This is a genomic window from Bradyrhizobium sp. USDA 4501 (assembly GCF_054062115.1).
In genome coordinates this window covers 5,542,501-5,565,050 of record NZ_JBSSEX010000001.1, presented here as the reverse complement: position 1 = coordinate 5,565,050, position 22,550 = coordinate 5,542,501, and the positions used below count along the sequence as shown (strand labels likewise).

The following is a 22,550-nucleotide window of genomic DNA, read 5'->3' as shown; positions in this document are numbered from 1 at the left end:
CGGCTTCGACACGGCGACTTGACTCGTCGGGCAAATCAGCGGCATTCTTCTATTATCCAGAAACCGCGCCCGACTGCCTCGGGCCGTGCTCGTGACCTGATGGGTTGCAATCGTAGCCCGGATGAAGCGAAGCGCTATCCGGGACCTTCACGCATGCTCCCCGGATTTCGCTGCGCTTCATCCGGGCTACAAAGCTAGTTCAGCAAGAACCCGCCATCCACCGTCACCACCGTCCCGGTCATGTAGCGCGAGGCGTTCGAGGCCAGCAGCATGATCGCGCCGTCGAGATCGGACTCGGCGCCGACCCGGCGCTGCGGGATGCGCTTGGCAAGCCGCTCGCCCGCCGGCGTCGACCAGAAATCATGGTTCATCTCGGTATCGATATAGCCCGGCGCCAGCGCGTTGACCCGGATGTTGTTGCCGGCAAGCTCCAGCGCCATTGCCTTGGTGCCCTGGATCATGCCGGCCTTGGAGATCGCATAGGGCGACACCGCCTTGAGCACGCCCTGTCCGAGCACGGACGCGACGTTGATGATATTGCCCGGCTGCTTGCGCGCCATCATGCGCCGCGCAAGTTCGGTCGCGAGGAAGTAGGCGCCCTTCAGATTAGCGCTGATCACGGCGTCCCAATCCGCCTCGGTCTGCTCGGTCGACAGCTTCTCGATCGCAATGCCGGCATTGTTGATCAGGACCGTGACCGGACCGAGCGCGGCTTCCGCAGCGTCGAGCGCTTGCGCGATGCCGGAAATATCCGCGACATCCATCTGCACCGCGGCAGCGCGGCCGCCCTTAGCCTTGATCTCCTCCTCGAGGCTTTTCAGCTTCGCGGTCTGGCGCGCGGCCAGCACCACCGCGGCGCCATGTGCCGCCAGCACGCGGGCGAATTGCCGCCCGAGCCCCTGCGAGGCGCCGGTGATGAGGATGATTTCTTTACTGACATCGAATAGGTCGGACATCGACAGGTTCCCGGATTGAAGCGGACGAGTGATAGCGACAATTGTCCCTGATGTAAGCAGGCTTGATCAACCAGGGGACAGTAGGAGATTGGGGCAGGAATTCCTCATCCATGAATCTCTTCGACCTTGCCGTCATCCTCGGATCGGTGTTCGCAGTGGTGACCGGCTTCACGACCGGCCTGTTGCGCAGCGCGGTCACTATCCTGGCCTATCTCGTCGCCATGCCGCTTGCAGTCGCCGCGTTGGCGATGATCGGGCCCCACATCGCGACGCTGCCGTCGTCGCCGTTTCCGCCCAATGGCGTGCTGCTGTTCGGCCTCTTTCTCCTGATTGGCGTCATCCTCGGAAAGATGGCGCGGACGATGCTCGACGACACCATCGGCTCGGAGATCGGGATCGGCGACCGCCTCGGCGGCGCGCTGCTCGGCGCCATCAGGGTCGGCCTCGTCGTGACCACGCTGGTGCTGGTGTTCGATCAGCTGGTGCCGCTCGCCAGACAGCCGCAATTCCTCAACGGATCGCAATTGCGGCCGTTGTTCTCCGCGGCCGGACAGGCCGGATTCCGCTCGCTGCCGCCCGAGGCCACCATGGCGATCGAGCGGCTGCGGCGCGAGCAACGCATCTAGGGCGCCGGCCCACCGCACTGTTCCTGCCCGGCATGCACTTATGCATTGCACGTCCCTTATCGGCGCCGCCGAGCTTCGCTAGACTGGTGCAATCAAACCTTTACAAACCGACCGACATCACAGGGAGTGAACCGTGGATCTTGGAATCAAAGGCCGCCGTGCCATCGTCTGCGCATCGAGCAAGGGACTGGGCCGCGCCTGCGCGATCGCGCTCGCCAATGAGGGGGTGCACGTTACCCTGACGGCGCGCGGCGCCGAGGCGCTGAAGCAGACCGCCGACGAAATCCGCAAGGCGCACCCCGGCGTCACCGTCACCGAGATCGTCGGCGACATCACGACGGCGGCGGGACGCGAAGCCGTGCTCAAGGCCTGCCCCGAGCCCGACATCCTGATCAACAATGCCGGCGGCCCGCCGCCGGGCGATTTCCGCAACTGGACCCGCGACGACTGGATCAAGGCGATCGACGCCAACATGCTGACGCCGATCGAGCTGATCAAGGCGACCGTCGACGGCATGATGGCGCGCAAGTTCGGCCGCATCGTCAACATCACCTCGGCGGCGGTGAAGGCGCCGATCGAGATCCTCGGCCTGTCCAACGGCGCCCGCGCCGGCCTCACCGGCTTCGTCGCCGGCCTGTCGCGCAAGACCGTGATCAACAACGTCACCATCAACGGCCTGCTGCCGGGCCCGTTCGAGACCGACCGCCTGCGCGGCACCGCGAAGCCCGAGGCCGAGAAGCGCGGCATCTCGGCCGAGCAGGTCCTGGCCGAGCGTGCCAAGCTGAACCCCGCCGGCCGCTTCGGCGATCCCGACGAATTCGGCTATGCCTGCGCATTCCTGTGCGGCGCCAAGGCCGGCTTCATCACCGGGCAGAACCTGCTGCTCGACGGCGGTGCTTTCCCAGGCACGTTGTGAGAGCTGTTTGGTACGAACGGACCGGCGCGGCGCCGACGGTGCTTACCGTCGGCGAGATGCCAACGCCCGAGGCTGGTCCCGGTGAAGTCCGGGTTCGCCTCGAGGCGTCCGGCGTCAACCCGGCCGATGTCGGCCGCCGAAGCGGCAACTATCGCGCGATGGAATTCCCGCGCGTGATCCCGAACAGCGACGGTGCCGGGATCATCGACCAGCTCGGTGAAGGCGTCACGCGCTTTGCCGTCGGCGACCGCGTCTGGCTGTTCAACGGCCAGCGCAACGGCCGCGCCTTCGGCACCGCGGCCGAATACATCACGCTCGCCGATTACCTGGTGACGCCGCTGCCGCAGGACGTGTCGTTCGCGGCAGGTGCTACGCTCGGCATCCCCTGCATGACGGCGTGGTGCGCGCTGTTTGCGGACGGCCCGATCTCGGGGCAGACGGTGCTGGTTACCGGCGGCGCCGGCGCGGTCGGCCACTACGCCGTGCAATTGGCAAAATGGGGCGGCGCGCGCGTAATTGCGACCGTCAGTTCGCAGGTCAAGGACGTCGAGGCACGGCTCGCCGGCGCGGACACCGTCGTCAACTACCGGACCGAGGATGTCGTCTCCAAGGTGATGGCCTTCACCGAGAACCGCGGTGTCGACCGCGTGATCGACGTCGATTTCGGCGGCAATCTCGCGACCACGCTGAAGATCATGGCCATGAACTCGACGATCGCGGTCTACGCCACCAACGGCAACCGCACCCCCACGCTGCCGGTGCGCGAATTAATGGAGAAATGCATCACCGTGCGCTCGCTGGTGCTGTTCGCGCTGCCGCCGCCGCTGCTCGCGGCCGCGCAGGCCGACATCACCAAATGGCTGGCGTCGGGCACCCGCGTGCACAATATCGCCGGGCAATTCGCGCTCGCCGAGACCGCCGACGCCCATCTCGCCGTCGAGAAGGGCGACAAGATCGGCACCGTGATCGTCGACTGCGCACGTTAGCACGGTTTCTCCTTCCTGCTCCCTCTCCCCGTTCTTACGGGGAGAGGGTTGGGGTGAGGGGCTGTCACCGCAAAGACGGTGAAGGCAAAGATTGCGGAGGCCCCCCTCACCCGGAATTCAAGCTACGCTTGAATTCCGACCTCTCCCCGCGAGCGGGGCGAGGTAAGCAAGGAGCCGCATCCTTAGTGGATCGGCGTGATGCGTTCGTCGCTCGGCCCCAGGCCAAACTCGTCGAGTCCTTCAGCCAGGAGATCGCCGAGCATCGGCTCGCCCAACAGATAGTTGGCGACATGGCCGGTGCGTCCGCGCGCCGCCTCGCGGCGCAGATCGGCCCATTCCTCGATCGTGCCGTCGCCGCGGCCGAGCCGCATCAGGGCGACGAGGTCGACCTGCTCGTCCTCGCTGAGCGCGTTGATGAAGCCGGTGATCTCGCGCGCCACCGGATCGGTGCCGTCATCCTCCAGCACATCGATCATGTCGTCGTCGGCGCCGTTCGAGCCGGAGTCGGGATCGACGAGCCCCTCCTTGACGTCGAATTCCCGCGCCTTCTCGATCAAGAAGCCGACCTTTTCAGGGGGGATTGCGAGTTCCGGCATTGCACACTCCTTCGTCCAACGAGGCGGTAACGCAGGAGGCGCCGACTTGATCCATTGCGTCGGCGTGCGGAAACCCGCATGGTCCGGCAAGAGCAACAAAAAAATAGAGGACACGCCGCATGCACTGGACCGTAGGCAAGGTCAGGATCACGAAAGTCGTCGAGCTCGAGACGGTCGGCAGCACCCGCTTCATCCTGCCGCTGGCCGGCCGGGAAGAGATCCAGAGCCTGCCCTGGCTGATCCCGCATTTCGCCAACGAGGACGGCCGGCTGAAGATGTCGATCCATTCGCTGCTGGTGGAAACGCCGGAGCACCGCATCATCGTCGACACCGGGCTCGGCAACGACAAGCAGGGCCGCAACGTGCCGATCTGGAACAACCGCAGCGATCCGTTCCTGGAAAAACTGACCACAGCCGGATTTGCCCCAGACAGCATCGACACCGTGCTGTGCACGCATCTGCATGTCGACCATGTCGGCTGGAACACCAAGCTCGTCGGCGGCAAATGGGTCCCGACCTTCGCCAAGGCGCGCTACGTGTTCGGCAAGACCGAATACGAGCACTGGCGCGACCATAGCGACGATCCCGCGCATGCCGCCGTGTTCGCCGATTCCGTGAAGCCGATCGCGGATGCCGGCAAGGCCGAACTGGTGCCGAGCGATCACCGGCTGACCGAGGAGATCACGCTGATCCCGACGCCCGGACACAGCCCCGGCCATATGAGCATCCACATCAGGTCCGGCGGCGAGGAAGGCCTCTTGACCGGCGATGTCGCGCATCATCCCTGCCAGATGTACCACCTCGACTGGTCGTCGACCGCGGACTCCGACCAGCAGCAATCGGCCGCGACGCGGCGCGAATTGTTCTCGCGCTTTGCCGATACGTCGACGCTGGTGATCGGCGGGCATTTCAATGCCGGCCACATCAAGCGCGACGGCGACGCGTTCAGGTTTATCGCGCTGGGCTGATTGGACCGAAATGGCCTTGAAATAAGGCTTGGCAGCAATGCAGCGCGCTCAGGGCGGTTGAATTTCCCGGCGCGCTGTTCCATGAAGCGTGTCGAGGTATACCAGTAACAATCCTCAGGACATCGTAGGGAGTGATCAACATGAAGCTTGTTCGTTATGGCGAAAAGGGTGCGGAAAAGCCCGGTCTGATCGACAAATCCGGCCAGCTCCGCGACCTCTCGGCCCATCTGAAGGACCTGACCGGCGATGCCTACACGCCGGAATCGCTGAAGAAGCTTGCTGCCCTCGATCCCGCCTCCCTGCCCGCCGTCGCCGGCAAGCCGCGCTTGGGCGCCCCCGTCACCGGCATCTCCAAATTCGTCGCGATCGGCCTGAATTATTCCGACCACGCCAAGGAAACCGGCAACCCGATCCCGTCCGAGCCGATCTTCTTCCTGAAGGCCAACACCGCGCTGTCCGGTCCCAACGATCCGGTCGAGAAGCCGCGCGGTTCGACCAAGCTCGACTGGGAAGTCGAGATCGCCGCCATCATCGGCACCCGCGCCAAATATGTCTCGGAGGCCGACGCGCTGAACCACGTCGCCGGCTACTGCATCTGCAACGACGTCTCCGAGCGCAACTTCCAGATCGAGCGCCTCGGACAGTGGACCAAGGGCAAGTCGCACGACACGTTCGGCCCGGTCGGCCCGTGGCTCGTCACCAAGGATGAAATCGCCGACGTGCAGAAGCTGTCGATGTGGCTCGACGTCAACGGCCAGCGCCGCCAGACCGGCACGACCTCGACCATGATCTTCACGATGGCGAAGTGCATCTCCTACGTCTCGCAGTTCATGACGCTGCTGCCCGGCGACATCGTCACGACCGGCACCCCGCCCGGCGTCGGCACCGGCATGAAACCGCCGCAATATCTCAACGTCGGCGACGTCGTGACGCTCGGCATCGAAGGCCTCGGCGAGCAGCGCCAGGAAATCGTTGGGGCGTAGTTTTCGGGGATACAGCGCAATCTCTCCCCTCGTCGTCCCGGCTCCCGTGCGCAATTGCGCACTAGGCCGGGACGACATCGAGTATGTTGCGTCATCGAGAGTCATACATTCACGGTCTCTCAGGATGACGACTGTGTGTTCGTAAAGAGGTCATCTCCATGAAACTCACCTTCTCTCCCGCCTCCCCGTTCGCCCGCAAGGTGCGCATCGCGGCGATCGAGCTTGGCCTGATCGACAAGATCGAGCTGGTGCCGGCGACCGTCGCGCCCGGCACGGCCAACGACGAATACTCCAAGATCTCGCCGCTGAAGAAACTGCCGGTGCTGATCCTCGACCATGGCGACGTCATCCTCGATTCCTACGTCATCGTCGAATATCTCAACGAGCTCGGCGGCGGCCGACTGATCCCGGGCTACGGCCCGCGGCGCTGGAAGCTGAAGACCGATCACTCCCTGCTCAACGGCATGCTCGATTCCATGCTGCTGTGCCGCTACGAGAAAATGGTGCGGCCGCAGGGCTCGCTGTGGCAGGCCTGGCACGACGATCACTGGAACAGGGCCTGGGCCGGCATGGCGCGGTTCGAGAACCGGCCGGATGTTCTCGATGGCGCGTCGTTCGACATCGCGCAGATCGGCCTCGTTTGTGTGCTCGGCTATGCCGATTTCCGCTTCGCCGATTGCGGCTGGCGCAAGGCCTATCCCAAGCTCGACGCGTTCTACCAGAAAATGCTGGAGCGGCCGTCGGTGAAGATCTCGGCGCCGCCGGCGGCGTGACCACGGCAACAGCGGGGAGCATGTGACGCGCGAATGCCTCCCCGCCTCTCACCTCCCGGCGCAGGTCTTGTGCATCGCCGGCCTGGCTCCGATCTCGACCTTGTGATGATGACGGCGGCAGCCCGGTACGGCCAGCCGAAGGAAGGCCTTGCGGCGATGGATATCCTTGCCAACATCATCATTCCCGCCGTGCGCGACGCGCACTAGAACTTTCCTGCGCGCTTCTTCACGCGAACCGGACTCCACCTCGCTCGAAAGCGCCAACGCCAAGGAATCACCATGAGCCTGAAGTTTGCCGCCGGCGATCTCACCATTCATCGCATCGTCGAGCAGGAGACCACGTTCCTGCCCGCGCACGACATGCTGCCCGGACTGACGCCGGACGTGCTCGCCGAGAACCGCGGCTGGATGCAGGCCACCGGTGCGCTCGACGACAGCGACACCTTGATCCTGGCGTTCCAGTCCTACGTCGTGAAGACACCGCACCATACCATCCTGATCGACAGCTGCATCGGCAACGACAAGCCGCGGCCGGCGCGGCCGAAATGGAATATGAAGACCGACGACAACTATCTGCGCAGTCTGGCGTCAGCCGGCTTCTCCGTCGCTGACATCGACTATGTGATGTGCACGCATCTGCATGTCGATCACGTCGGCTGGAACACGCGGCTGGAGAACGGCCGCTGGGTGCCGACCTTTCCAAACGCGCGCTACGTGTTCGACAAGGCCGAGTTCGACTACTGGACCGAGAGCAACGCGAAGGCGGAAGTCCCGCCTTTCGTGGACAGCGTGCTGCCGGTGGTCGAGGCCAAGCGCGCCGAGATCGTCGGCCATGACTTTGCGATCGGCGACCATGCTCGCATCCTGCCGACGCCCGGCCACACGCCGGGCCACGTCGCCTTCGGCCGCGGCAAGGACGCTGCGGTCTTTTCGGGCGATCTGATGCACTCGCCGATCCAGACGCATTATCCGGAGCTGTCGGCGAAGTTCGATGTCGACCAGGCGCAAGCCGCGAAGACGCGGCGCGGCTTCCTGGAGCGTTATTGCGACACCGACACGCTGTGCTGCCCCGCGCATTTCCCCTCGCCGTCGATTGGCAAGATCAGGCGGAAGGGCAGCGGGTTTGTGTGCGAAACGGTGTGACGTGAGCCAAACTCGCGATAGTCGCACCCTGCCACCCTCCCCTGGAGGGGTCGAGACGAGCGTAGCTCGCTCTCTGGGTGGCTCACATCAGGCGCAGCGCAATGTGAGACGGGGTGGGGTGATCTCTCAACGCGGGCAGCGCCCGTTACGAGAGACCTTCACCCCACCTCGGTTCGCATTTCATGCGAACCGATCCTCCCCTCCAGGGGAGGATAAGAGCGCGCGCACCTCAATCAAACAAGCTCGGCGTGTGGTTCACGATCGCGCCTTCGATCTGCAGCATCTTCAGCTTGGTGACGACGCCGCCATTGGCCGAGAAGCCGCCCGGCTTGTTGCCCGCCGCCAGCACGCGGTGGCAAGGCACCACGATCGGGCACGGGTTGCGGCCGAGCGCCTGGCCGACATCGCGTGACAGCTCGACCCCGCCGAGCTGCTTGGCGATATCGCCATAGGTTACGGTCTTGCCCGGCGGGATCTTCCGCGCGATGTCGTAGACGCCGCGGTTGAATTCCGGCACGCCGTCGAGATCGAGCACAATGTCGGCAAGGTCGTTCGGCTTGCCGGCGAGCAGCTCGATCATGCCGTCGATCGCGTGCTGCACCTCGGCCGGCGGCGCCGCCTCGGTGACCTCGCCGTTGCGCTGGAAGATCCGCTTGCGGGTCTTCTCCTCGGTGCCCATCGGCAGCTGCACCCCGGTAACGCCGTGCTCGCCCCAGACGACGCCACAGGCGCCGATCATGGTCTCGAAGATTGCAAAATGCTGGCCGGTCATGGCTCGCTCCAGATGTTCCCTTCAGCTCTCGCGTGAGCCTGCTGTTGATCCGGAATCTAGGCTTGGAGAATGTTGCTATCCACCCGAATTCCGTGGGAACTTCGGCCAAATCAACAACATCTCCTGCCTCTCCGCGAGCCCAAAATGCACAGCCTCCACGTCAACGGTTTCGACATGCCCTATCTCGATGTCGGAGAGGGCCCGCCGCTGGTCTGCGTGCACGGCTCGCTGTGCGACTTCCGGATCTGGTCGGCGGTGCTCGGCCCGCTGACGCGGCGGCACCGCGTGATCGCGGTCAGCCTGCGGCATTTCTTCCCGGCGCATTGGGACGGCATCGGCGACACCTATTCGATCGCGCAGCACGTCGACGATGTGATCGCCTTTATCGAAAAATTCGACACCAGACCGGTCGACCTGATGGGGCATTCCCGCGGCGGCCATATCTGCTTCCGCGCCGCACAGCGCCGGCCCGACCTGTTGCGCAAGCTGATCCTCGCCGAGCCGGGCGGCGAGCTCGACGAGACCCTCGATCCAGATTTCAAGCCGGGCCCCTCGCCGCTGGCAGCACGCTTCGCGGCATGCGCGGCGGAAATCGCCAAGGGCGACATCGACGGCGGCTTGCAGATCTTCATGGACGCGCTCGAAGGCCCCGGCGCGTGGAAGCGGATTCCGGCAACCTCCAAGCAGCTGTTGCGCGACAATGCGACCACGCTGATCGGCCAGACCCGCGACCAACGCCCGCCATTCTCGAAGGCGGACGCGGAGGCGATCAAGACGCCGACGCTGTTCATCGGCGGCGCCAACACCAAGGGCGTGCTGCCGAAGGTGCTGCACGCGCTCGCCGCCAATGTGAAGGGTTCGCGCACCGAGATGATCCCGGGCACCACCCATCCGATGTTCGAGCAGGCCCCGCAGCGCTACTGCGAGATCGTGCTGGAGTTTCTCTCCGCGTAAGCGGTGCACCCTTTCCCCTTGTGGGAGAGGGTGGCGCGATGGTGCGCAGCGGCATCGTGCCGGGTGAGGGGTTCTCTCCGCGGAGGCAGACCCCTCACCCGCCACCGATGCGACGCATCGGTGGCGGCCTCTCCCACAAGGGGAGAGGCGAAGTAAGAAAGCTACTCTCTCACACCTTCCAGGCGCCGACCGGCTGGCGCACCGCGACGTTGAGCCGGTTCCAGACGTTGATCGCCGCGATACCCAGCACCAGGGACGCGAGCTGCTGCTCGTCGAAGTGCTTGGCCGCCTCGTCCCACACCGCGTCCGTCACCGGATCCTCGCGGTCGCTGAGCCGGGTCACCGCTTCGGTCAGCGCCAGCGCGGCGCGCTCGGCCTCGGTGAAATACGGCGCGTCGCGCCAGGCACCGACCGCGAACAGCCGCTCGTCGGTCTCGCCGGCACGCCGGGCGAGCTTTGGGTGCATATCGACGCAGACGCTGCAGCCATTGATCTGGCTGGCGCGCAGATGCACCAGTTCCAGCAGCTTTTCCGGCAGAGCTGGCTTGGTGCTCTCGCTCAGCGCCTGCAGCGCCTTCATGGCCTCGGGAACAACCATCACAGGGTGGTTCATGCGGGCTTTCATCATGTCATTCTCCTGAATTGCCTTTTGACGGCGCCGTGCCGATCTGTTGTCACATCGGCGCAGTTTCGTTCGTCATGGCCATGACGGAGCGGACAAAGGGAATGTGACCGATGGACGAGAAAAATTCTCTCACCGAGCAGTTCGAGGCCAACCGGCCGCGCCTGCGGGCGGTGGCCTATCGCATGCTGGGCTCGACCGCCGAAGTCGACGATGCCGTGCAGGAAACCTGGCTGCGGCTCGGCCGCACCGACACGGCGGCGGTCGACAATCTCGGGGGCTGGCTGACCACGGTGATCGCGCGCATCTGTCTCGACATGCTGCGCTCGCGCAAATCGCGCCGCGAGGAGCCGATCGGCCCACATGTGCCGGAGCCGATCGCGGACAATCCGTCCGAGCGCGAGACCGAGATGGCCGATTCCGTCGGCGCCGCGCTGCTCGTGGTGCTGGAAACGCTGGCGCCGGCCGAGCGGCTGGCTTTCGTGCTGCACGACATGTTCGCGGTACCGTTCGAGGAGATCGCGCCGATCGTCGGGCGCACGCCGGCCGCCGCGCGGCAGCTCGCCAGCCGCGCCAGGCGTCGCGTGCAGGGCACGCCGCCCGCACCGGATGCCGATCTCAGCCGGCAGCGCGGCATCGTCGAGGCCTTTCTTGCGGCGTCCCGCAACGGCGATTTCGAAGGACTGCTGGCCGTGCTGGCGCCCGACGTCGTGGTGCGCGCCGATCAGGCTGCGCAGCGGCTCGGCTCGCTACCCGTCATCCGCGGCGCCGCAGCGGTTGCCGAAAGCTTTAGGGGACGCGCGCAGGCGGCGAGGCCCGCGCTGGTCGACGGCGGGATCGGCGTTGCCGTCATCTTCGGCGGCGCGCTCCGCGTCGTGCTGCAGGTCACGATCTCAGGCGACCGGATCGCGGCGATCGATGCGACCGCCGACGTCTCGGAGATCGAGACCTTCGATGTCGAGGTGCTTGAGCGCAGCTGACACAGCTGGAGGCAGCAAAGTCGCAATGCTAGTGTCTCTCTGCATCTGCGCAGGGAGGACAATCATGAAACTATCCATCAAATTGCTCGCGTCGGCCGGCCTGCTCGCCCTTGCCTCCTCCTCCGCCTTTGCCGCCGCAGACGAGAAGCTGCGTGCGGCCGCCGAGCAGGCCCAGCCGGCCGTGATCGAGAGCCTGCACGACATGGTGCTGATCGAGTCGGGCTCCGGCGATGTCGAAGGCCTGAAGAAGATGGCCGACTACACCGAGGCACGGCTGAAGGCGCTCGGCGCCAAGACCGAGCGGCGCAAGACCACGAAGGGCGCCGGCGCCGACATGGTGATCGGCAGCTTTGAGGGCACCGGCACGAAGAAGCTGATGCTGATCGCGCATATGGACACGGTTTATGAGCACGGCATCCTCGACACCCAGCCCTACAAGGTCGACGGCACCAGGATCTATGGACCCGGCATTGCCGACGACAAGGGCGGCATCGCCGTCATCCTGCATGCGCTCAAGATCCTGAACGATGCGGGCTGGCGCGATTACGCCAAGCTCACGGTGTCGTTCAATCCGGATGAGGAGGTCGGCTCGATCGGCTCCGGCGAGATCATCGCAGAGCTCGCCGACCAGCACGACGTGGTGCTGTCCTGCGAGCCGACGGTGGCGCCGCCGGTCGCGAAAAATGAAAGCCTGCTGCTCGGCGCCAGCGGCACCGCCACCGGCACGATCGATGTGAAAGGCAAGGCCTCGCATGCCGGCGCGGCGCCGCAGCTCGGCCGCAACGCGCTGATCGAGCTCGCGCATCAATTGCTGCAGACCCAGGACATCGCGAAATCGATTCCGGGCACGCAGCTGAACTGGACCACCGCGAAGGCCGGCACTGTGCGCAACCAGATCCCCGATCATGCCACCGCCGGCGCCGACATCCGCCTCACCATTCCCGACGGCGTGCAAAAGCTGCAGGCCGCGCTCGACGAGAAGGTGAAGAACAGACTGATCGCGGACACCGAGGTGACCGTGAAGGTCGTCGCGGGCCGTCCGCCGTTCGTCGCCGATGATCGCGGCCGCGCGCTCGCCAGGCAGGGACAGGCGATCTACACCGAGCTCGGGCGCACGCTCGACATCGCGGAAATGACCGGCGGCGCGACCGACGCCGGCTACGCCGCGCGCAGCGGCAAGGCGGTCGTGGTCGAAAGCTTCGGCCTCGCCGGCTGGGGCTATCACGCCCGCGACGAATACATCGACACCAATTCGATCGTGCCGCGGCTCTATCTGATGACGCGAATACTGATGGAGCTGGGCAAGGCGAAGTAGCGTTTCCGAAAAACTCGTCATGCCCGGGCTTGTCCCGGGCATCCGCGGCTCTGGTCCCGGCATCCAAGCCCGGCCATCACGACGTTGGGACGGCTGTCGCAGCGCGGCCCGGTCAAAAACAGGCCCATTCTCAATCGCTTAGCGTGGTCGCAAACCGGAGCCTTGACCGCTCCCCCAACCCGCAGTAACCTCATTTTCGAATACGGAATTCCGTATTCCAAAGCTGGACGGTCGGTATGATCCCGTTGGACCCGCTTCCAAACCTCATCGACCAGGTTTACGGGCGATTGCTCGAAGCGATCATCGACCGCACGCTGCTGCCTGGCCAGCGCATCACCCAGAACGAACTTGCCGATCGGCTCGGCGTCTCGCGCCAGCCGATTTCGCACGCCCTGCATCTGTTGCATCGCCAGGGCCTTGTCGCGGAGAGCGGCAAACGCGGCTTCGAGGTGACGCAGCTCGATCCGCAGCGCATCCGCGAACTCTATGAAGTCCGCGGCGCCATCGATGCGCTGGCGGCACGGCTTGCCGCTACGCGTGTAAAGGAAGATGCCGCGGCACGCGCGCAACTCGAAGCCGCGCTCGAAGCCGGACGCGCGATCGACGACGGCACGCCGCTGGCGCGCCTGATCGCACTCGACGTCGATTTCCACAGCGCGATCTATCGCCTCGCCGGCAATTCCGCGATCGAGGAGATGATCGCGCCGCAATGGCCGCATATGCGCCGCTCGATGGCGACCGTGCTCGCCGAGCTCGATTACCGCGGCAGCGCCTGGACCGAGCACGAGACCATCGCCGCGCATGTTTTTTCCGGCAATGCCGCAGCGGCAGAAGCCGCGGCGCTGGCGCATGCGCAGACGGCAGGACGGATGACCGAAGAGAAGCTGAGGGCAATCGACGTGGCGGCGTGACGTTCACGCATCGCCCCGGATGACAATAACAACAGGAGGAAAGCACCATGAAACTGACCCAAGAGCAGGTCGAATTTTTCCATCGCGAAGGCTGGCTGTTCCTGCCCGAGCTGTTCAGCCAGGAAGAGGTCGACTTCCTCGCGCGCGAAGCAGTCTCGATCTATGACGCCAACCGCCCCGAGGTGTGGCGCGAGAAGAGCGGCGCGCCGCGCACGGCCTTCGCCGCGCATCTCTACAATGAGGCGTTCGGCACCCTCGGCGCGCATCCGCGCATGATCGATCCCATCGAGCAGCTGTTCGGCGAGAAGGTCTACATGCATCAGTTCAAGATCAACGCGAAGGCGGCCTTCACCGGCGACGTCTGGCAGTGGCACCAGGACTACGGCACCTGGAAGCGCGATGACGGCATGCCGGAGCCGCGCGCGATGAACATCGCGATCTTCCTCGACGAGGTGATGCCGATCAACGGCCCCTTGATGCTGGTGCCGCAGAGCCAGACCGCGGGCGATCTGAAAGCCTCGCACGATCTCGAAACCACATCCTATCCGCTGTGGACGCTGGACGAGGAAACCGTGACCCGCCTGGTGAAGCAGGGCGGCATCGTCGCGCCGACCGGCAAGCCCGGCGGCATGCTGATGTTCCACGGCAATCTGGTGCACGGATCGAGCGGCAACATCACGCCCTACCCGCGCAAGATCGTCTACCTGACGCTGAACGCGGTCTCGAATTACATCCGCACCCCGACGCGGCCCGACTACATCGCGCACCGCGACTTCACGCCGATCCAGACCGTCGCCGACGACGCGCTGCTGCGGCTCGCTCGTGCACCGCGGCAGGCGGCGGAGTAAAGTCTTCGACCGTCATTCCGGGGCGGTGCGTTAGCGTCGAACCGCAGATGCGCAATTGCGCATCGGGGAATCTCGAGGTTCCGGGTTCGCGTTTCACGCGCCCCGGAACGACCCTTTGGAAAGCATCATGAACCTGCATCACCTCCTCAAAACCCGCGCCGCCGCCGGCAAGCCGGTGCGCGTCGTCCTGATCGGCGCCGGAAAATTCGGCTCGATGTTCCTGTCGCAGGTGCCGCACACGCCGGGGCTTGAGGTGCCCGTGATCGTCGATCTCGACCGTGACCGGGCCCGCGAGGCGTGCCGCACGGTCGGCTGGGACGACGCGCGGATCAGCGCCACCACCTTCACCGACGACGGCGCGCGTGCGATCGCCGGCGGCGCATTCGATGTCGTGGTGGAAGCGACCGGCAATCCCGCCGTCGGCATCCGCCATGCCCGCGCGGCGATTGCCGCCGGCAAACATGTCGTGATGGTCAATGTCGAGGCCGATGTGCTGGCGGGGCCGCTGCTCGCCGAGGAGGCACGCAAGGCCGGCGTGGTCTATTCGCTGGCCTATGGCGACCAGCCGGCGCTGACAGCCGAGATGGTCGACTGGGCCCGCGCGACAGGCTTCCGCGTCGTCGCCGCCGGCAAGGGCACAAAGTACCTGCCGGCCTATCACGACGTCACGCCGGACGGTGTGTGGCAGCATTACGGGCTCACCGCCGGCGAGGCGCAATCCGCCGGCATGAATCCGCAGATGTTCAACTCCTTCCTCGACGGCACCAAATCCGCGATCGAGATGGCGGCGATCGCCAACGCCTGCACCCTCGACGTGCCGTCGGAGGGATTGCTGTTTCCGCCCTGCGGCGTCGACGACCTGCCGCATGTGATGCGGCCGCGCGACAAGGGCGGCGTGCTGGAGAAATCCGGCATCGTCGAAGTGGTGTCGTCGCTGGAGCGCGACGGCCGTCCGGTGTTCCGTGATCTGCGCTGGGGCGTCTATGTGGTGCTGGAGGCGCCCAACGATTATGCCGCCGATTGCTTCAAGCAGTACGGCCTCAAGACCGACGCCTCCGGCCGCTATGCGGCGATGTACAAGCCGTATCATCTGATCGGACTCGAGCTGAACATCTCCGTGCTGTCGGCAGCGCTGCGCAACGAGCCGACCGGGCAACCGCGCGGCTTCCGCGGCGACGTCGCAGCGGTGGCCAAGCGCAATCTGCGCGCCGGCGAGATGCTCGACGGCGAAGGCGGCTACACCGTGTGGGGCAAGCTGATGCCGGCCGCCGCCAGCCTCGCCGCCGGCGCATTGCCGATCGGGCTTGCACATCGGGTGAAGCTGAAGAACGACGTCGCCCATGGCGCTGTCGTGCGCTGGAGCGATGTCGAGGTCGACGAGAGCAACGATACGATCAAGACGCGCAAGGCGATGGAGCAGGCGTTTTCGCGCTGACGCTCGAACGACGGGACGTCCTTCACCTCTCCCCGCTCTTTGCGGGGAGAGGTCGGATCGCCCCGGCGATGCGAAGCATCGTCCGGTGTGATCCGGGTGAGGGGCGAGGCAAACTGCTCAACAAGCGGCGAAGTGCTCGCCGGATGGATGCCCCTCACCCCAACCCTCTCCCCGTAAGAACGGGGAGAGGGAGAAGATCGAGCGGGGCTCAATACTACGGCAGCAGCCGGCTCGCCTTCGCGAGCCTGAACCACTTCCGGAACATCGCTTCCGTATCCATCATCTCGGTGAAGCCGGCCTGGTTGATCTTCACCGTCGAGACGATCGACGGCGGACCAGCTTCAGTCTGTCCGTAGCGCATGCTGTAGTCGGCATATTGGAAGGACAGGCCGACGAACTCCTCCAGCCCGGGCGCGATCAGATCGTGCGTCCTGCGCAATTCGTCCCACTGCGCGATCCATTTCGGATATTCCTGCGCCAGCGACAGCGGCACGTGCCGGCCCGGCGTCATCTCGAGCGCGTCAGAGACCGCCGGCCAGATATTTTGCCAGGTGAAGACGTCGCCATTGGTGACGTTGAACGCTTCATTGCGCGCAGCCTCGGCGTCACCCGACCAGGCGATCGCGCGTGCCAGCAGATCGACATCGACCGCTTGCGCGACGCGCGGCGCGCCGCCCGGATAATCCAGCGGCCTGCCCTGCGCGCGCAGCACCGCCGCGTAGACGCCGAGCGGCGGGATCAGGTCCATCGCGCCGCCCATGGCTTCGCCGATGATCAGGACCGGGCGCAAGATGCTCCAGTGCCAGCTCTTGCCCCGCTGCAGCTCGCGCAGGAAATTCTCCTGCGCCCAATAGAAATTCGGTTGCTCGTACATCTCCGAACGGCCCTCGCGTGCCGGCACCGTGAGCGGCCGGACATGCACGCCATAGGCCTTGGTGCCCTGCAGCAGCGCGACATGCTTGAGATCGGGCGCGACGGGTTCGAGCACGCCCATCAAATTGCGCAGCATCCGGTCGTTGGTTTCGATCTGGCCGGCATCGCGCCAGCCATCAACCAGGCTGGGCGCCTCATAGAGCGCGGCGTAGATCAGGTGCGTTGCGTCGGCGAGCTCGGCCGCGGCGCGACAGCAATCCTCCGCGCTGGTGAGATCGATTCGCACATGCCGCGCGCCATAGAGATCGCGTGGCTTGCGGCGCGACAGCGCAATGCGCTCGCAATCGTCGGATGCGCCGAAGTGTCGCAAGGCGGCGTTGCCCACGAGGCCGGTTGCGCCGGCAACCACGATTTTCTTGTTGGCCATGTCCTTGAACTCCCATCAACCCACCCGCCCTGCGTAGCAGATCGCGGCAGGGCCGGCAGCCATCGCGGCGGGTATCGGATGAGACCGACAGCGCCGATTGTCCTTCGCACCTGCAACGAAGGCAGGCGCTTGATTTCCTCCGGCAAACGATCATCCTGACCGGCGGAACCGGAAACTCGGATTTCCACAACAAGAGCCCGTCGAGGGCCACCGGACACATTCATCACAGAACGTCGATCGATCGGCGAAGAAAGACGGCACCAAGATCGTTCCCCTTGTCGAGGTATCGGCACACAGGAGGGATACGCATGAAACGTCGTGAATTCTTGAAGGCAGGCGGCGTCGGCCTGGCTGCGACGGCGGTCGCCGCGCCCGCGGTCGCGCAATCGATGCCGGAGGTCAGGTGGCGGCTCGCGGCGAGCTGGCCGAAGGCGCTCGATACGCTCTATGGCGGCTGTGAATTCTTCTGCAAGCGCGTCGCCGAGATCACCGACAACCGGTTCCAGATCCAGCCGTTCGCCGCCGGCGAGATCGTCCCCGGCCTGCAGGTGCTGGACGCCGTCTCCAACGGCACGGTCGAGATGGGCAACACCGCGCTGTATTACTACTGGGGCAAGAATCCCGCCTTCACCTTCGGCACGTCGCTGCCGTTCGGCCTCAACACGCGCCAGCACATTTCCTGGCTGCAATGGGGCGGCGGCACCGACCTGCTCAACAATCTGCTCGCTGAATTCAACTGCATCGGCATTCCGACCGGCTCGACCGGCGCCCAGATGGGCGGCTGGTTCAGGAAGGAGATCAAGTCGATGGCGGATTTCCAGGGCTTGAAATTCCGGGTCGGCGGCTTCGCCGGCACCATCATCGCCAAGGTCGGCGGGGTGCCGCAGCAGATCGCCGGCGGCGACATCTATCCGGCGCTGGAAAAAGGCACCATCGACGCCGCCGAATGGGTCGGGCCGTATGACGACGAGAAGCTCGGCTTCGTCAAGGTCGCGAAGTTCTACTACTACCCCGGCTGGTGGGAAGGCACCGGCCAGGGCCACAATGTGATGAACAAGGACAAGTGGAACGCGCTGCCGAAGCACTATCAGGCAGCGATCCAGGCGGCTTCCGAGGACACCTTCACCTGGGTGACCGGCAAATATGACGCGGTCAACCCGCCGGCGCTGAAGCGCCTGATCGTGGCCGGCGCGCAGTTGCGGCCATTCCCGCAGGAGGTGCTGGAAGCCTGCTACAACGCGGCCAACGAGATCTACGCGGATCTTTCCAAGAGCAATCCGCATTTCGGCAAGATGCATGCGAGCCTGGCCGCTTATCGCAACGAATCGCTGGCCTGGATGCAGGTCGCCGAGCTCTCGTTCGACAGCTTCATGATGCGGATGCGCACGCGCACCTGAGCCGGACGATGGCTTTACACTGCCGTCATTGCGAGGAGCGATAGCGACGAAGCAATCCATTTCTCCGCTTGCGATGAGATGGATTGCTTCGCGGAGCCTGTCATCGGGCGCGCGTTCGCGCGACCCGTTGGCTCGCAATGACGGGGCTGGAGCAGCGCTTATTATTTCGTTCATCTTGAGCCGGGCGCGTTCCGAGACAATCGGGATAGGGGGAAGCCTCGCGGCTTCTCCCCTCCCACACCACCGGACATACGGGTCCGTATCCGGCGGTTCGGTGGATTATGCGGGCTGCTGTGCCGCGACGGAAGCCAAGCCGAGTGCCCTGAAGAACGCGATTGGCATGGCGATGGTGAGCGCGGGGCTGTTCGCGAGCCGCCAAGGGCCATGCGGGCTGCCGGCGGTTTGTGCCGCCAGATCCCGGCCGACGCCGCAGCGTCGCAGCTCGGCAAAGCGAGTGTCACCGCGCTTCCATTGTTTCCAGGCGATGGCGCGCAACCGCCGCCTGAGCCATTCGTCAAGTGTGCGCAACACCGACGGGGTTTGGCAGATGCCGAAGTAGCCGCGCCATCCGATCAGATAGCGCGATAGTTCCTTGGCAATCTGCGCGAGGCTTCGGCCGCAGGTGCGTCGTGTCAGTCCTCGGACCTTCGCCTTGAAGCGGGCAAGTGCCTGCGGCGCGATGCGCCGACGCGGTTCTTTCCCACCGATAAAGCTGAAGCCCAAGAACTTGCGAACGCTCGGTTTGGCGACCGCGCTCTTGGCTTTGTTGACCTTGAGCTTGAGGCGCTTTTCGAGGAACCGTTCGATGCCCGCCAGCACCCGCTCGCCCGCCTTCCGACTGCGCACATAGATGTTGCAGTCATCGGCGTAGCGCACGAAGCGATGGCCGCGTCTTTCCAGTTCCCTGTCCAGCACATCCAGCATCAGGTTCGACAATAGCGGCGAGAGCGGACCGCCCTGCGGCGTACCCTCTTCCGTCGGACTGACCAGCCCTCTCTCCAGCACACCCGCATTCAGGAATCCGCGGATCAGCTTCAGGAGGCGCTTGTCAGTCACCCGCTTGGCAACGAGCCTCATCAGGATGTCGTGGTTGACCCGGTCGAAGAACTTCTCCAGGTCGATGTCCACCACGAAGCTGCGGCCGGCCGCAATGTACGTCTGCGCCCGTTCCACCGCCTGATGCGCCGAGCGCCCCGGCCGGAAGCCGAAGCTGGTCTCGGAGAACGTCCCGTCCCAATCCGCCTGCAGCACCTGCATCACCGCCTGCTGGATCAAGCGGTCGAGCACCGTCGGGATGCCGAGCGGCCGCAGGCCGCCCGACGTCTTCGGTATCTCCACCCGCCGCACCGGCTGCGGCTTGTAGGTGCCCTCAAGCAACTGGGCTCGGATCGCTAGCCAGTGCTCCTTCAGGTGGGCCGGCAACTCATCGACGGTCATCCCATCGACGCCCGCCGCGCCCTTGTTGCGCGTCACTTGCGCCAACGCCGTCTTCAGGTTCTCACGCTCGATTACCGCTTCCATCGACGGCCCTGCGGCCGCCGGGCGTTCGAGGGCGGTGGCCGCCGCGCGCGCTTCGGACTCTTGGGCGGCGGCGTTCGGGGCTTCACCCTTCGCTCCGGTGCCCAAGTTCAGCTCGACCTGATTCTTCTGCCGCATGGCTCGCGCGAGATCACCGTTCTACTGGCCACTTCCACCGTTTGGGCCTTCGACGGCACGCCACCGCCTACTATGCCCGCTGCTGACTTCTGCGCTGCGGTCAAGTCGCCTTACGACGACCTCAGTCCCGTTACCGGGACACAGCACAGACCTCCCGAGGTAAGACCGACCGCCTTCACCGCACGCTCGCCGGATTTACCACCCCGACCCTTGATGACTATGGACTTCGCGATCACATGCTCGCTCGTCCGGCCGGGTAGGCCTCGTTATCCGGTAATTGTCCATCGAGCCGCGGCTTTGCTCCACGCTGTCTTCAGACCCCACCTCGCGATGACGCCCTTGCGCTTCGCTAATCCTTCGCCGTCATCAGGCTGGATAGAGGACTTCCACCTCCAAGCTGTCGTTCATACTCGGCACAATCGGGATAGGGGGAGTCTCGCGACTCTCCCCTCCCACACCACCGTACATACGGGTCCGTATACGGCGGTTCACCGGATTAAGCGCGAACGGTTTGTTTTGCGTCCGCGCCAGAGGCTCAGATAGTGGTCTCCGTCGTGTCGGCTTCGGCCCCTTTGAGCGGCGCCGTCCGGGCTTCACCCTTTCCCGCCGCTCCAAAGGCCAGTGACCTGGATTTCAGCCGCATGGCCGGCTCGAGGCTTCCACATCCAAACGTCTTTCCAGCGTTCGGGCCTTCAGCGAAACTCGTTCCGCCTACTATGCCGTCTGCTGACTTCTCCGTCGCGATCACGGACCTTGCGGCCCGCTCAGTCCGGTCGCCCGGACACGCCGAAGATCTCCCGAGGTAAGTTCGACCGCCTTCCCTGCACGCCCGCCGGATTTACCACCCCAACCCTTGATGACTGTGGACTTTGCGATCATTGGCTCGCTCGTCCGGTTGGGTAGGCCTCGTTATCCGGTTTTTGTCCATCGGGCCGCAGGTTTGCTCCACGCTTCCTTCAGACCCCACCTCGCGATGACGCCCTTGCGCTTCGCTAACCCTTCGCCGCCATCAGGCTGGGTAAAGGACTTCCACCTCCAAGCTGTCGAACATGCTCGGCACACCATAAAAAAGCCCCGGAGAATTTCTCCGGGGCTCTCTTCCTGATTCGATGCGACGCATTAATTGTCGTCGCTGCCGCCGAACTCTTCCATCAGCTTGTCGTAGCTCTTGGTCACGAGATCAATGTTGCCCTTGTTCTCGACCGCGGGCGGCGGCGACTTCAGCGCGTCGTTGAGGTCGGCGAGCGCGTCCTTCTTGTCCTTGGCCGACATCTTCTTGTCGGCCTGGACCTGGGCGATCTGCGCCTTCAGCACGGCCTCGGGACCGATATACTTCTTGGTCTGCGGATCGAAGCCGCCGAGCACCAGCGAGATGTTGTCGACGACGTTGTTGTACTCGTCATAGCTGGCGAAGCCGTTCTTCTTGGCGATGCCCTCGAGCTGGCCGACGATCTTCGGATCCGGCTTGGCGTCCTGGGAAAGCTTCGCGGTGATCGGGTCCATTTCCTTGGCTGCGGCGAGCGCGCCATCGACCTGCTTGTCGGTCAGCGCGATCTGCTTGATCGGCGGGGCCTGGTCCTGTGCCGGAGCCGCAGCCTGCGCGGGTGGCGCGGCTTGCGCGGGCTGCTTGGCCGGCGGCGCCATCTGCTGCTGCTTGGCCTGCGCGAATGCGCCGCTGTTCGACGCCGCGGTCATGGCGATCGCAAGACACGCGACGCTCAGCGCAGCAGTTACGGGACGGACGATCTCACGCATGGAAGTCTCCTTGTTGGGGCAGGTTTTGCCGAGCTTCTTGGGTGGAACAGGTACGGAAATCGAAATGAACGGCCCATGAACTTTGGTCGTAGACGATGAAGGTCAATCGTGGCCGAATCATCACAAAGCGTTCAAGGAGTGTTGATCGCCATGCCCAGCCAGCAGTCGAGCAGCACAATGGGATGGCGATCAGCGGCGTGGCCGAGGTCTATGCGCACCCGTGCACGGCGAGCGCTGACGGTCAGCCGCTCAAGAGTTCTTCTTCAGCTTGAATGACTCGAAGAACCTGTCTTTGTTTGCAATGACCAGGTCCCGATAGGCATTGGGAAACTCGATCGTCAATGTGTAGCGCGTGCCCTTCGCATCGATGCAGCGCATGTACATGGTCTTGCCGCCATCGCTCACCGTCAGGGTCAGAATCTCGGCATCGCCGCTTGTCCTGCGGCCGACGTCGGAAACCTTGTTCGCCGGATTTGCGGCCAGCGTTTTCGGGATTGAAGCGAGATCCGGCGGCGGCTTGTTGCCGGGCGGCAGTTCGACCGCGACAAACTTGATTCCTTCGGAGCTCTTGCCGCCGACCACATGCGTGGTCTCACCGGTCTGCGCGTCGCGCGTGGTGAAATCATTGAACGGAATCGGCAGCAGCACCGAGAAGGAG

Annotated in this window: 23 protein-coding genes (1 of these 23 running past the window's edge); 15 read left to right on the top strand and 8 right to left on the bottom strand. The window is 64.8% G+C overall.

The genetic code is table 11. The features are described 5' to 3' along the window. Positions 1-194: 194 nt before the first annotated feature. The gene (locus tag ACVWZM_RS25360) at positions 195-956 is read right to left on the bottom strand and encodes an SDR family NAD(P)-dependent oxidoreductase (protein ID WP_057017838.1); all 762 of its coding nucleotides are present in this window, start codon (positions 954-956) and stop codon (positions 195-197) included. Between the two features lie 110 nt (positions 957-1,066). Between ACVWZM_RS25360 and ACVWZM_RS25355 the strand changes: the two genes are divergently transcribed. From ACVWZM_RS25355 to ACVWZM_RS25345, 3 genes are all read left to right on the top strand, one after another. Further along, complete coding sequence (locus ACVWZM_RS25355) at positions 1,067-1,582, top strand: CvpA family protein (protein WP_057017839.1); 516 nt, start codon at positions 1,067-1,069, stop codon at positions 1,580-1,582. A 133-nt stretch (positions 1,583-1,715) separates the two neighbouring features. After that, complete coding sequence (locus ACVWZM_RS25350; protein ID WP_057017840.1) at positions 1,716-2,498, top strand: SDR family oxidoreductase; 783 nt, start codon at positions 1,716-1,718, stop codon at positions 2,496-2,498. A gap of 38 nt (positions 2,499-2,536) precedes the next feature. Then, positions 2,537-3,484, top strand: coding sequence for an NADPH:quinone reductase (locus ACVWZM_RS25345; RefSeq protein WP_456855199.1), 948 nt, complete (start codon positions 2,537-2,539; stop codon positions 3,482-3,484). Positions 3,485-3,666: 182 nt separating this feature from the next. On the opposite strand, the gene ACVWZM_RS25340 is transcribed toward ACVWZM_RS25345, so the two are convergent. Then, entirely contained in the window at positions 3,667-4,080 is a 414-nt protein-coding gene (locus ACVWZM_RS25340) for a DUF3775 domain-containing protein (protein ID WP_456855198.1), read from the bottom strand. Positions 4,081-4,199: 119 nt separating this feature from the next. On the opposite strand from ACVWZM_RS25340, the gene ACVWZM_RS25335 reads away from it, so the two are divergent. The 5 genes from ACVWZM_RS25335 to ACVWZM_RS25315 all read left to right on the top strand — a co-directional run bounded on the left by ACVWZM_RS25335 (position 4,200) and on the right by ACVWZM_RS25315 (position 7,947). Further along, positions 4,200-5,048 (top strand): MBL fold metallo-hydrolase, encoded by an 849-nt coding sequence (locus tag ACVWZM_RS25335; protein ID WP_456855197.1) that lies wholly within the window; start codon positions 4,200-4,202, stop codon positions 5,046-5,048. Between the two features lie 140 nt (positions 5,049-5,188). Beyond that, positions 5,189-6,031, top strand: a complete 843-nt coding sequence (locus ACVWZM_RS25330; RefSeq protein WP_057017882.1) for a fumarylacetoacetate hydrolase family protein — start codon at positions 5,189-5,191, stop codon at positions 6,029-6,031. A gap of 158 nt (positions 6,032-6,189) precedes the next feature. Further along, positions 6,190-6,804, top strand: coding sequence for a glutathione S-transferase family protein (locus ACVWZM_RS25325; RefSeq protein WP_057017844.1), 615 nt, complete (start codon positions 6,190-6,192; stop codon positions 6,802-6,804). Between the two features lie 33 nt (positions 6,805-6,837). Next, a complete protein-coding gene (locus tag ACVWZM_RS25320) occupies positions 6,838-7,011 on the top strand; it encodes a hypothetical protein (RefSeq protein ID WP_156436273.1) in 174 nt (57 codons plus the stop codon). A 72-nt stretch (positions 7,012-7,083) separates the two neighbouring features. Continuing rightward, positions 7,084-7,947, top strand: a complete 864-nt coding sequence (locus ACVWZM_RS25315) for an MBL fold metallo-hydrolase (RefSeq protein ID WP_456855196.1) — start codon at positions 7,084-7,086, stop codon at positions 7,945-7,947. 229 nt (positions 7,948-8,176) lie between these two features. On the opposite strand, the gene ACVWZM_RS25310 is transcribed toward ACVWZM_RS25315, so the two are convergent. Further along, positions 8,177-8,719, bottom strand: a complete 543-nt coding sequence (locus ACVWZM_RS25310; RefSeq protein WP_057017846.1) for a methylated-DNA--[protein]-cysteine S-methyltransferase — start codon at positions 8,717-8,719, stop codon at positions 8,177-8,179. Between the two features lie 144 nt (positions 8,720-8,863). Here ACVWZM_RS25310 and ACVWZM_RS25305 point away from each other — a divergent pair, with 144 nt between their 5' ends. Continuing rightward, positions 8,864-9,673, top strand: coding sequence for an alpha/beta fold hydrolase (locus tag ACVWZM_RS25305; RefSeq protein ID WP_057017847.1), 810 nt, complete (start codon positions 8,864-8,866; stop codon positions 9,671-9,673). A gap of 169 nt (positions 9,674-9,842) precedes the next feature. Here ACVWZM_RS25305 and ACVWZM_RS25300 read toward each other — a convergent pair whose 3' ends face one another. After that, positions 9,843-10,298 carry a carboxymuconolactone decarboxylase family protein gene (locus tag ACVWZM_RS25300; protein ID WP_028341912.1) on the bottom strand — a complete coding sequence of 152 codons (456 nt, stop codon included), beginning with the start codon at positions 10,296-10,298 and terminating at the stop codon, positions 9,843-9,845. 110 nt (positions 10,299-10,408) lie between these two features. Between ACVWZM_RS25300 and ACVWZM_RS25295 the strand changes: the two genes are divergently transcribed. The 5 genes from ACVWZM_RS25295 to ACVWZM_RS25275 all read left to right on the top strand — a co-directional run bounded on the left by ACVWZM_RS25295 (position 10,409) and on the right by ACVWZM_RS25275 (position 15,784). Then, positions 10,409-11,275 (top strand): sigma-70 family RNA polymerase sigma factor, encoded by an 867-nt coding sequence (locus tag ACVWZM_RS25295; protein WP_057017848.1) that lies wholly within the window; start codon positions 10,409-10,411, stop codon positions 11,273-11,275. Positions 11,276-11,339: 64 nt separating this feature from the next. Beyond that, positions 11,340-12,590 (top strand): M20/M25/M40 family metallo-hydrolase, encoded by a 1,251-nt coding sequence (locus ACVWZM_RS25290; RefSeq protein WP_057017849.1) that lies wholly within the window; start codon positions 11,340-11,342, stop codon positions 12,588-12,590. A 236-nt stretch (positions 12,591-12,826) separates the two neighbouring features. Then, the gene (locus tag ACVWZM_RS25285; RefSeq protein ID WP_057017850.1) at positions 12,827-13,501 is read left to right on the top strand and encodes a GntR family transcriptional regulator; all 675 of its coding nucleotides are present in this window, start codon (positions 12,827-12,829) and stop codon (positions 13,499-13,501) included. Positions 13,502-13,548: 47 nt separating this feature from the next. Further along, positions 13,549-14,349, top strand: coding sequence for a phytanoyl-CoA dioxygenase family protein (locus ACVWZM_RS25280; protein ID WP_050425629.1), 801 nt, complete (start codon positions 13,549-13,551; stop codon positions 14,347-14,349). A gap of 127 nt (positions 14,350-14,476) precedes the next feature. Beyond that, positions 14,477-15,784, top strand: coding sequence for an NAD(P)H-dependent oxidoreductase (locus ACVWZM_RS25275; RefSeq protein ID WP_456855195.1), 1,308 nt, complete (start codon positions 14,477-14,479; stop codon positions 15,782-15,784). Positions 15,785-15,998: 214 nt separating this feature from the next. On the opposite strand, the gene ACVWZM_RS25270 is transcribed toward ACVWZM_RS25275, so the two are convergent. Continuing rightward, complete coding sequence (locus ACVWZM_RS25270) at positions 15,999-17,084, bottom strand: NAD-dependent epimerase/dehydratase family protein (protein ID WP_057017851.1); 1,086 nt, start codon at positions 17,082-17,084, stop codon at positions 15,999-16,001. A 308-nt stretch (positions 17,085-17,392) separates the two neighbouring features. Here ACVWZM_RS25270 and ACVWZM_RS25265 point away from each other — a divergent pair, with 308 nt between their 5' ends. Continuing rightward, positions 17,393-18,481, top strand: coding sequence for a TRAP transporter substrate-binding protein (locus tag ACVWZM_RS25265; protein WP_057017852.1), 1,089 nt, complete (start codon positions 17,393-17,395; stop codon positions 18,479-18,481). 279 nt (positions 18,482-18,760) lie between these two features. Here ACVWZM_RS25265 and ltrA read toward each other — a convergent pair whose 3' ends face one another. The 3 genes from ltrA to ACVWZM_RS25250 form a co-directional block, all read right to left on the bottom strand. Then, positions 18,761-20,137 carry a group II intron reverse transcriptase/maturase gene (ltrA, locus tag ACVWZM_RS25260; protein WP_456835305.1) on the bottom strand — a complete coding sequence of 459 codons (1,377 nt, stop codon included), beginning with the start codon at positions 20,135-20,137 and terminating at the stop codon, positions 18,761-18,763. 1,119 nt (positions 20,138-21,256) lie between these two features. Next, positions 21,257-21,892: a hypothetical protein gene (locus tag ACVWZM_RS25255; protein WP_057017853.1), complete on the bottom strand. Its 636-nt coding sequence runs from the start codon at positions 21,890-21,892 to the stop codon at positions 21,257-21,259. Between the two features lie 249 nt (positions 21,893-22,141). Continuing rightward, positions 22,142-22,550, bottom strand: the 3' portion of a protein-coding gene (locus ACVWZM_RS25250) for a hypothetical protein (RefSeq protein WP_456855194.1). The gene runs 347 nt beyond the window's last position; the window shows 409 of its 756 coding nt (coding positions 348-756); the start codon falls outside the window, past its right edge — the gene reads right to left on this strand; the stop codon is at positions 22,142-22,144.

Bases quoted from the DNA above. Each gene is read 5' to 3' on its own strand.
- ACVWZM_RS25340 (WP_456855198.1), bottom strand. From the start codon at position 4,080: ATGCCGGAACTCGCAATCCCCCCTGAAAAGGTCGGCTTCTTGATCGAG.
- ACVWZM_RS25280 (WP_050425629.1), top strand. From the start codon at position 13,549: ATGAAACTGACCCAAGAGCAGGTCGAATTTTTCCATCGCGAAGGCTGG.
- ACVWZM_RS25325 (WP_057017844.1), top strand. From the start codon at position 6,190: ATGAAACTCACCTTCTCTCCCGCCTCCCCGTTCGCCCGCAAGGTGCGC.
- ACVWZM_RS25265 (WP_057017852.1), top strand. From the start codon at position 17,393: ATGAAACGTCGTGAATTCTTGAAGGCAGGCGGCGTCGGCCTGGCTGCG.
- ACVWZM_RS25270 (WP_057017851.1), bottom strand. From the start codon at position 17,084: ATGGCCAACAAGAAAATCGTGGTTGCCGGCGCAACCGGCCTCGTGGGC.
- ACVWZM_RS25285 (WP_057017850.1), top strand. From the start codon at position 12,827: ATGATCCCGTTGGACCCGCTTCCAAACCTCATCGACCAGGTTTACGGG.
- ACVWZM_RS25275 (WP_456855195.1), top strand. From the start codon at position 14,477: ATGAACCTGCATCACCTCCTCAAAACCCGCGCCGCCGCCGGCAAGCCG.
- ltrA (WP_456835305.1), bottom strand. From the start codon at position 20,137: ATGCGGCAGAAGAATCAGGTCGAGCTGAACTTGGGCACCGGAGCGAAG.
- ACVWZM_RS25355 (WP_057017839.1), top strand. From the start codon at position 1,067: ATGAATCTCTTCGACCTTGCCGTCATCCTCGGATCGGTGTTCGCAGTG.
- ACVWZM_RS25305 (WP_057017847.1), top strand. From the start codon at position 8,864: ATGCACAGCCTCCACGTCAACGGTTTCGACATGCCCTATCTCGATGTC.
- ACVWZM_RS25335 (WP_456855197.1), top strand. From the start codon at position 4,200: ATGCACTGGACCGTAGGCAAGGTCAGGATCACGAAAGTCGTCGAGCTC.
- ACVWZM_RS25320 (WP_156436273.1), top strand. From the start codon at position 6,838: ATGCCTCCCCGCCTCTCACCTCCCGGCGCAGGTCTTGTGCATCGCCGG.
- ACVWZM_RS25330 (WP_057017882.1), top strand. From the start codon at position 5,189: ATGAAGCTTGTTCGTTATGGCGAAAAGGGTGCGGAAAAGCCCGGTCTG.
- ACVWZM_RS25315 (WP_456855196.1), top strand. From the start codon at position 7,084: ATGAGCCTGAAGTTTGCCGCCGGCGATCTCACCATTCATCGCATCGTC.
- ACVWZM_RS25300 (WP_028341912.1), bottom strand. From the start codon at position 10,298: ATGAAAGCCCGCATGAACCACCCTGTGATGGTTGTTCCCGAGGCCATG.
- ACVWZM_RS25295 (WP_057017848.1), top strand. From the start codon at position 10,409: ATGGACGAGAAAAATTCTCTCACCGAGCAGTTCGAGGCCAACCGGCCG.
- ACVWZM_RS25360 (WP_057017838.1), bottom strand. From the start codon at position 956: ATGTCCGACCTATTCGATGTCAGTAAAGAAATCATCCTCATCACCGGC.
- ACVWZM_RS25255 (WP_057017853.1), bottom strand. From the start codon at position 21,892: ATGCGTGAGATCGTCCGTCCCGTAACTGCTGCGCTGAGCGTCGCGTGT.
- ACVWZM_RS25310 (WP_057017846.1), bottom strand. From the start codon at position 8,719: ATGACCGGCCAGCATTTTGCAATCTTCGAGACCATGATCGGCGCCTGT.
- ACVWZM_RS25290 (WP_057017849.1), top strand. From the start codon at position 11,340: ATGAAACTATCCATCAAATTGCTCGCGTCGGCCGGCCTGCTCGCCCTT.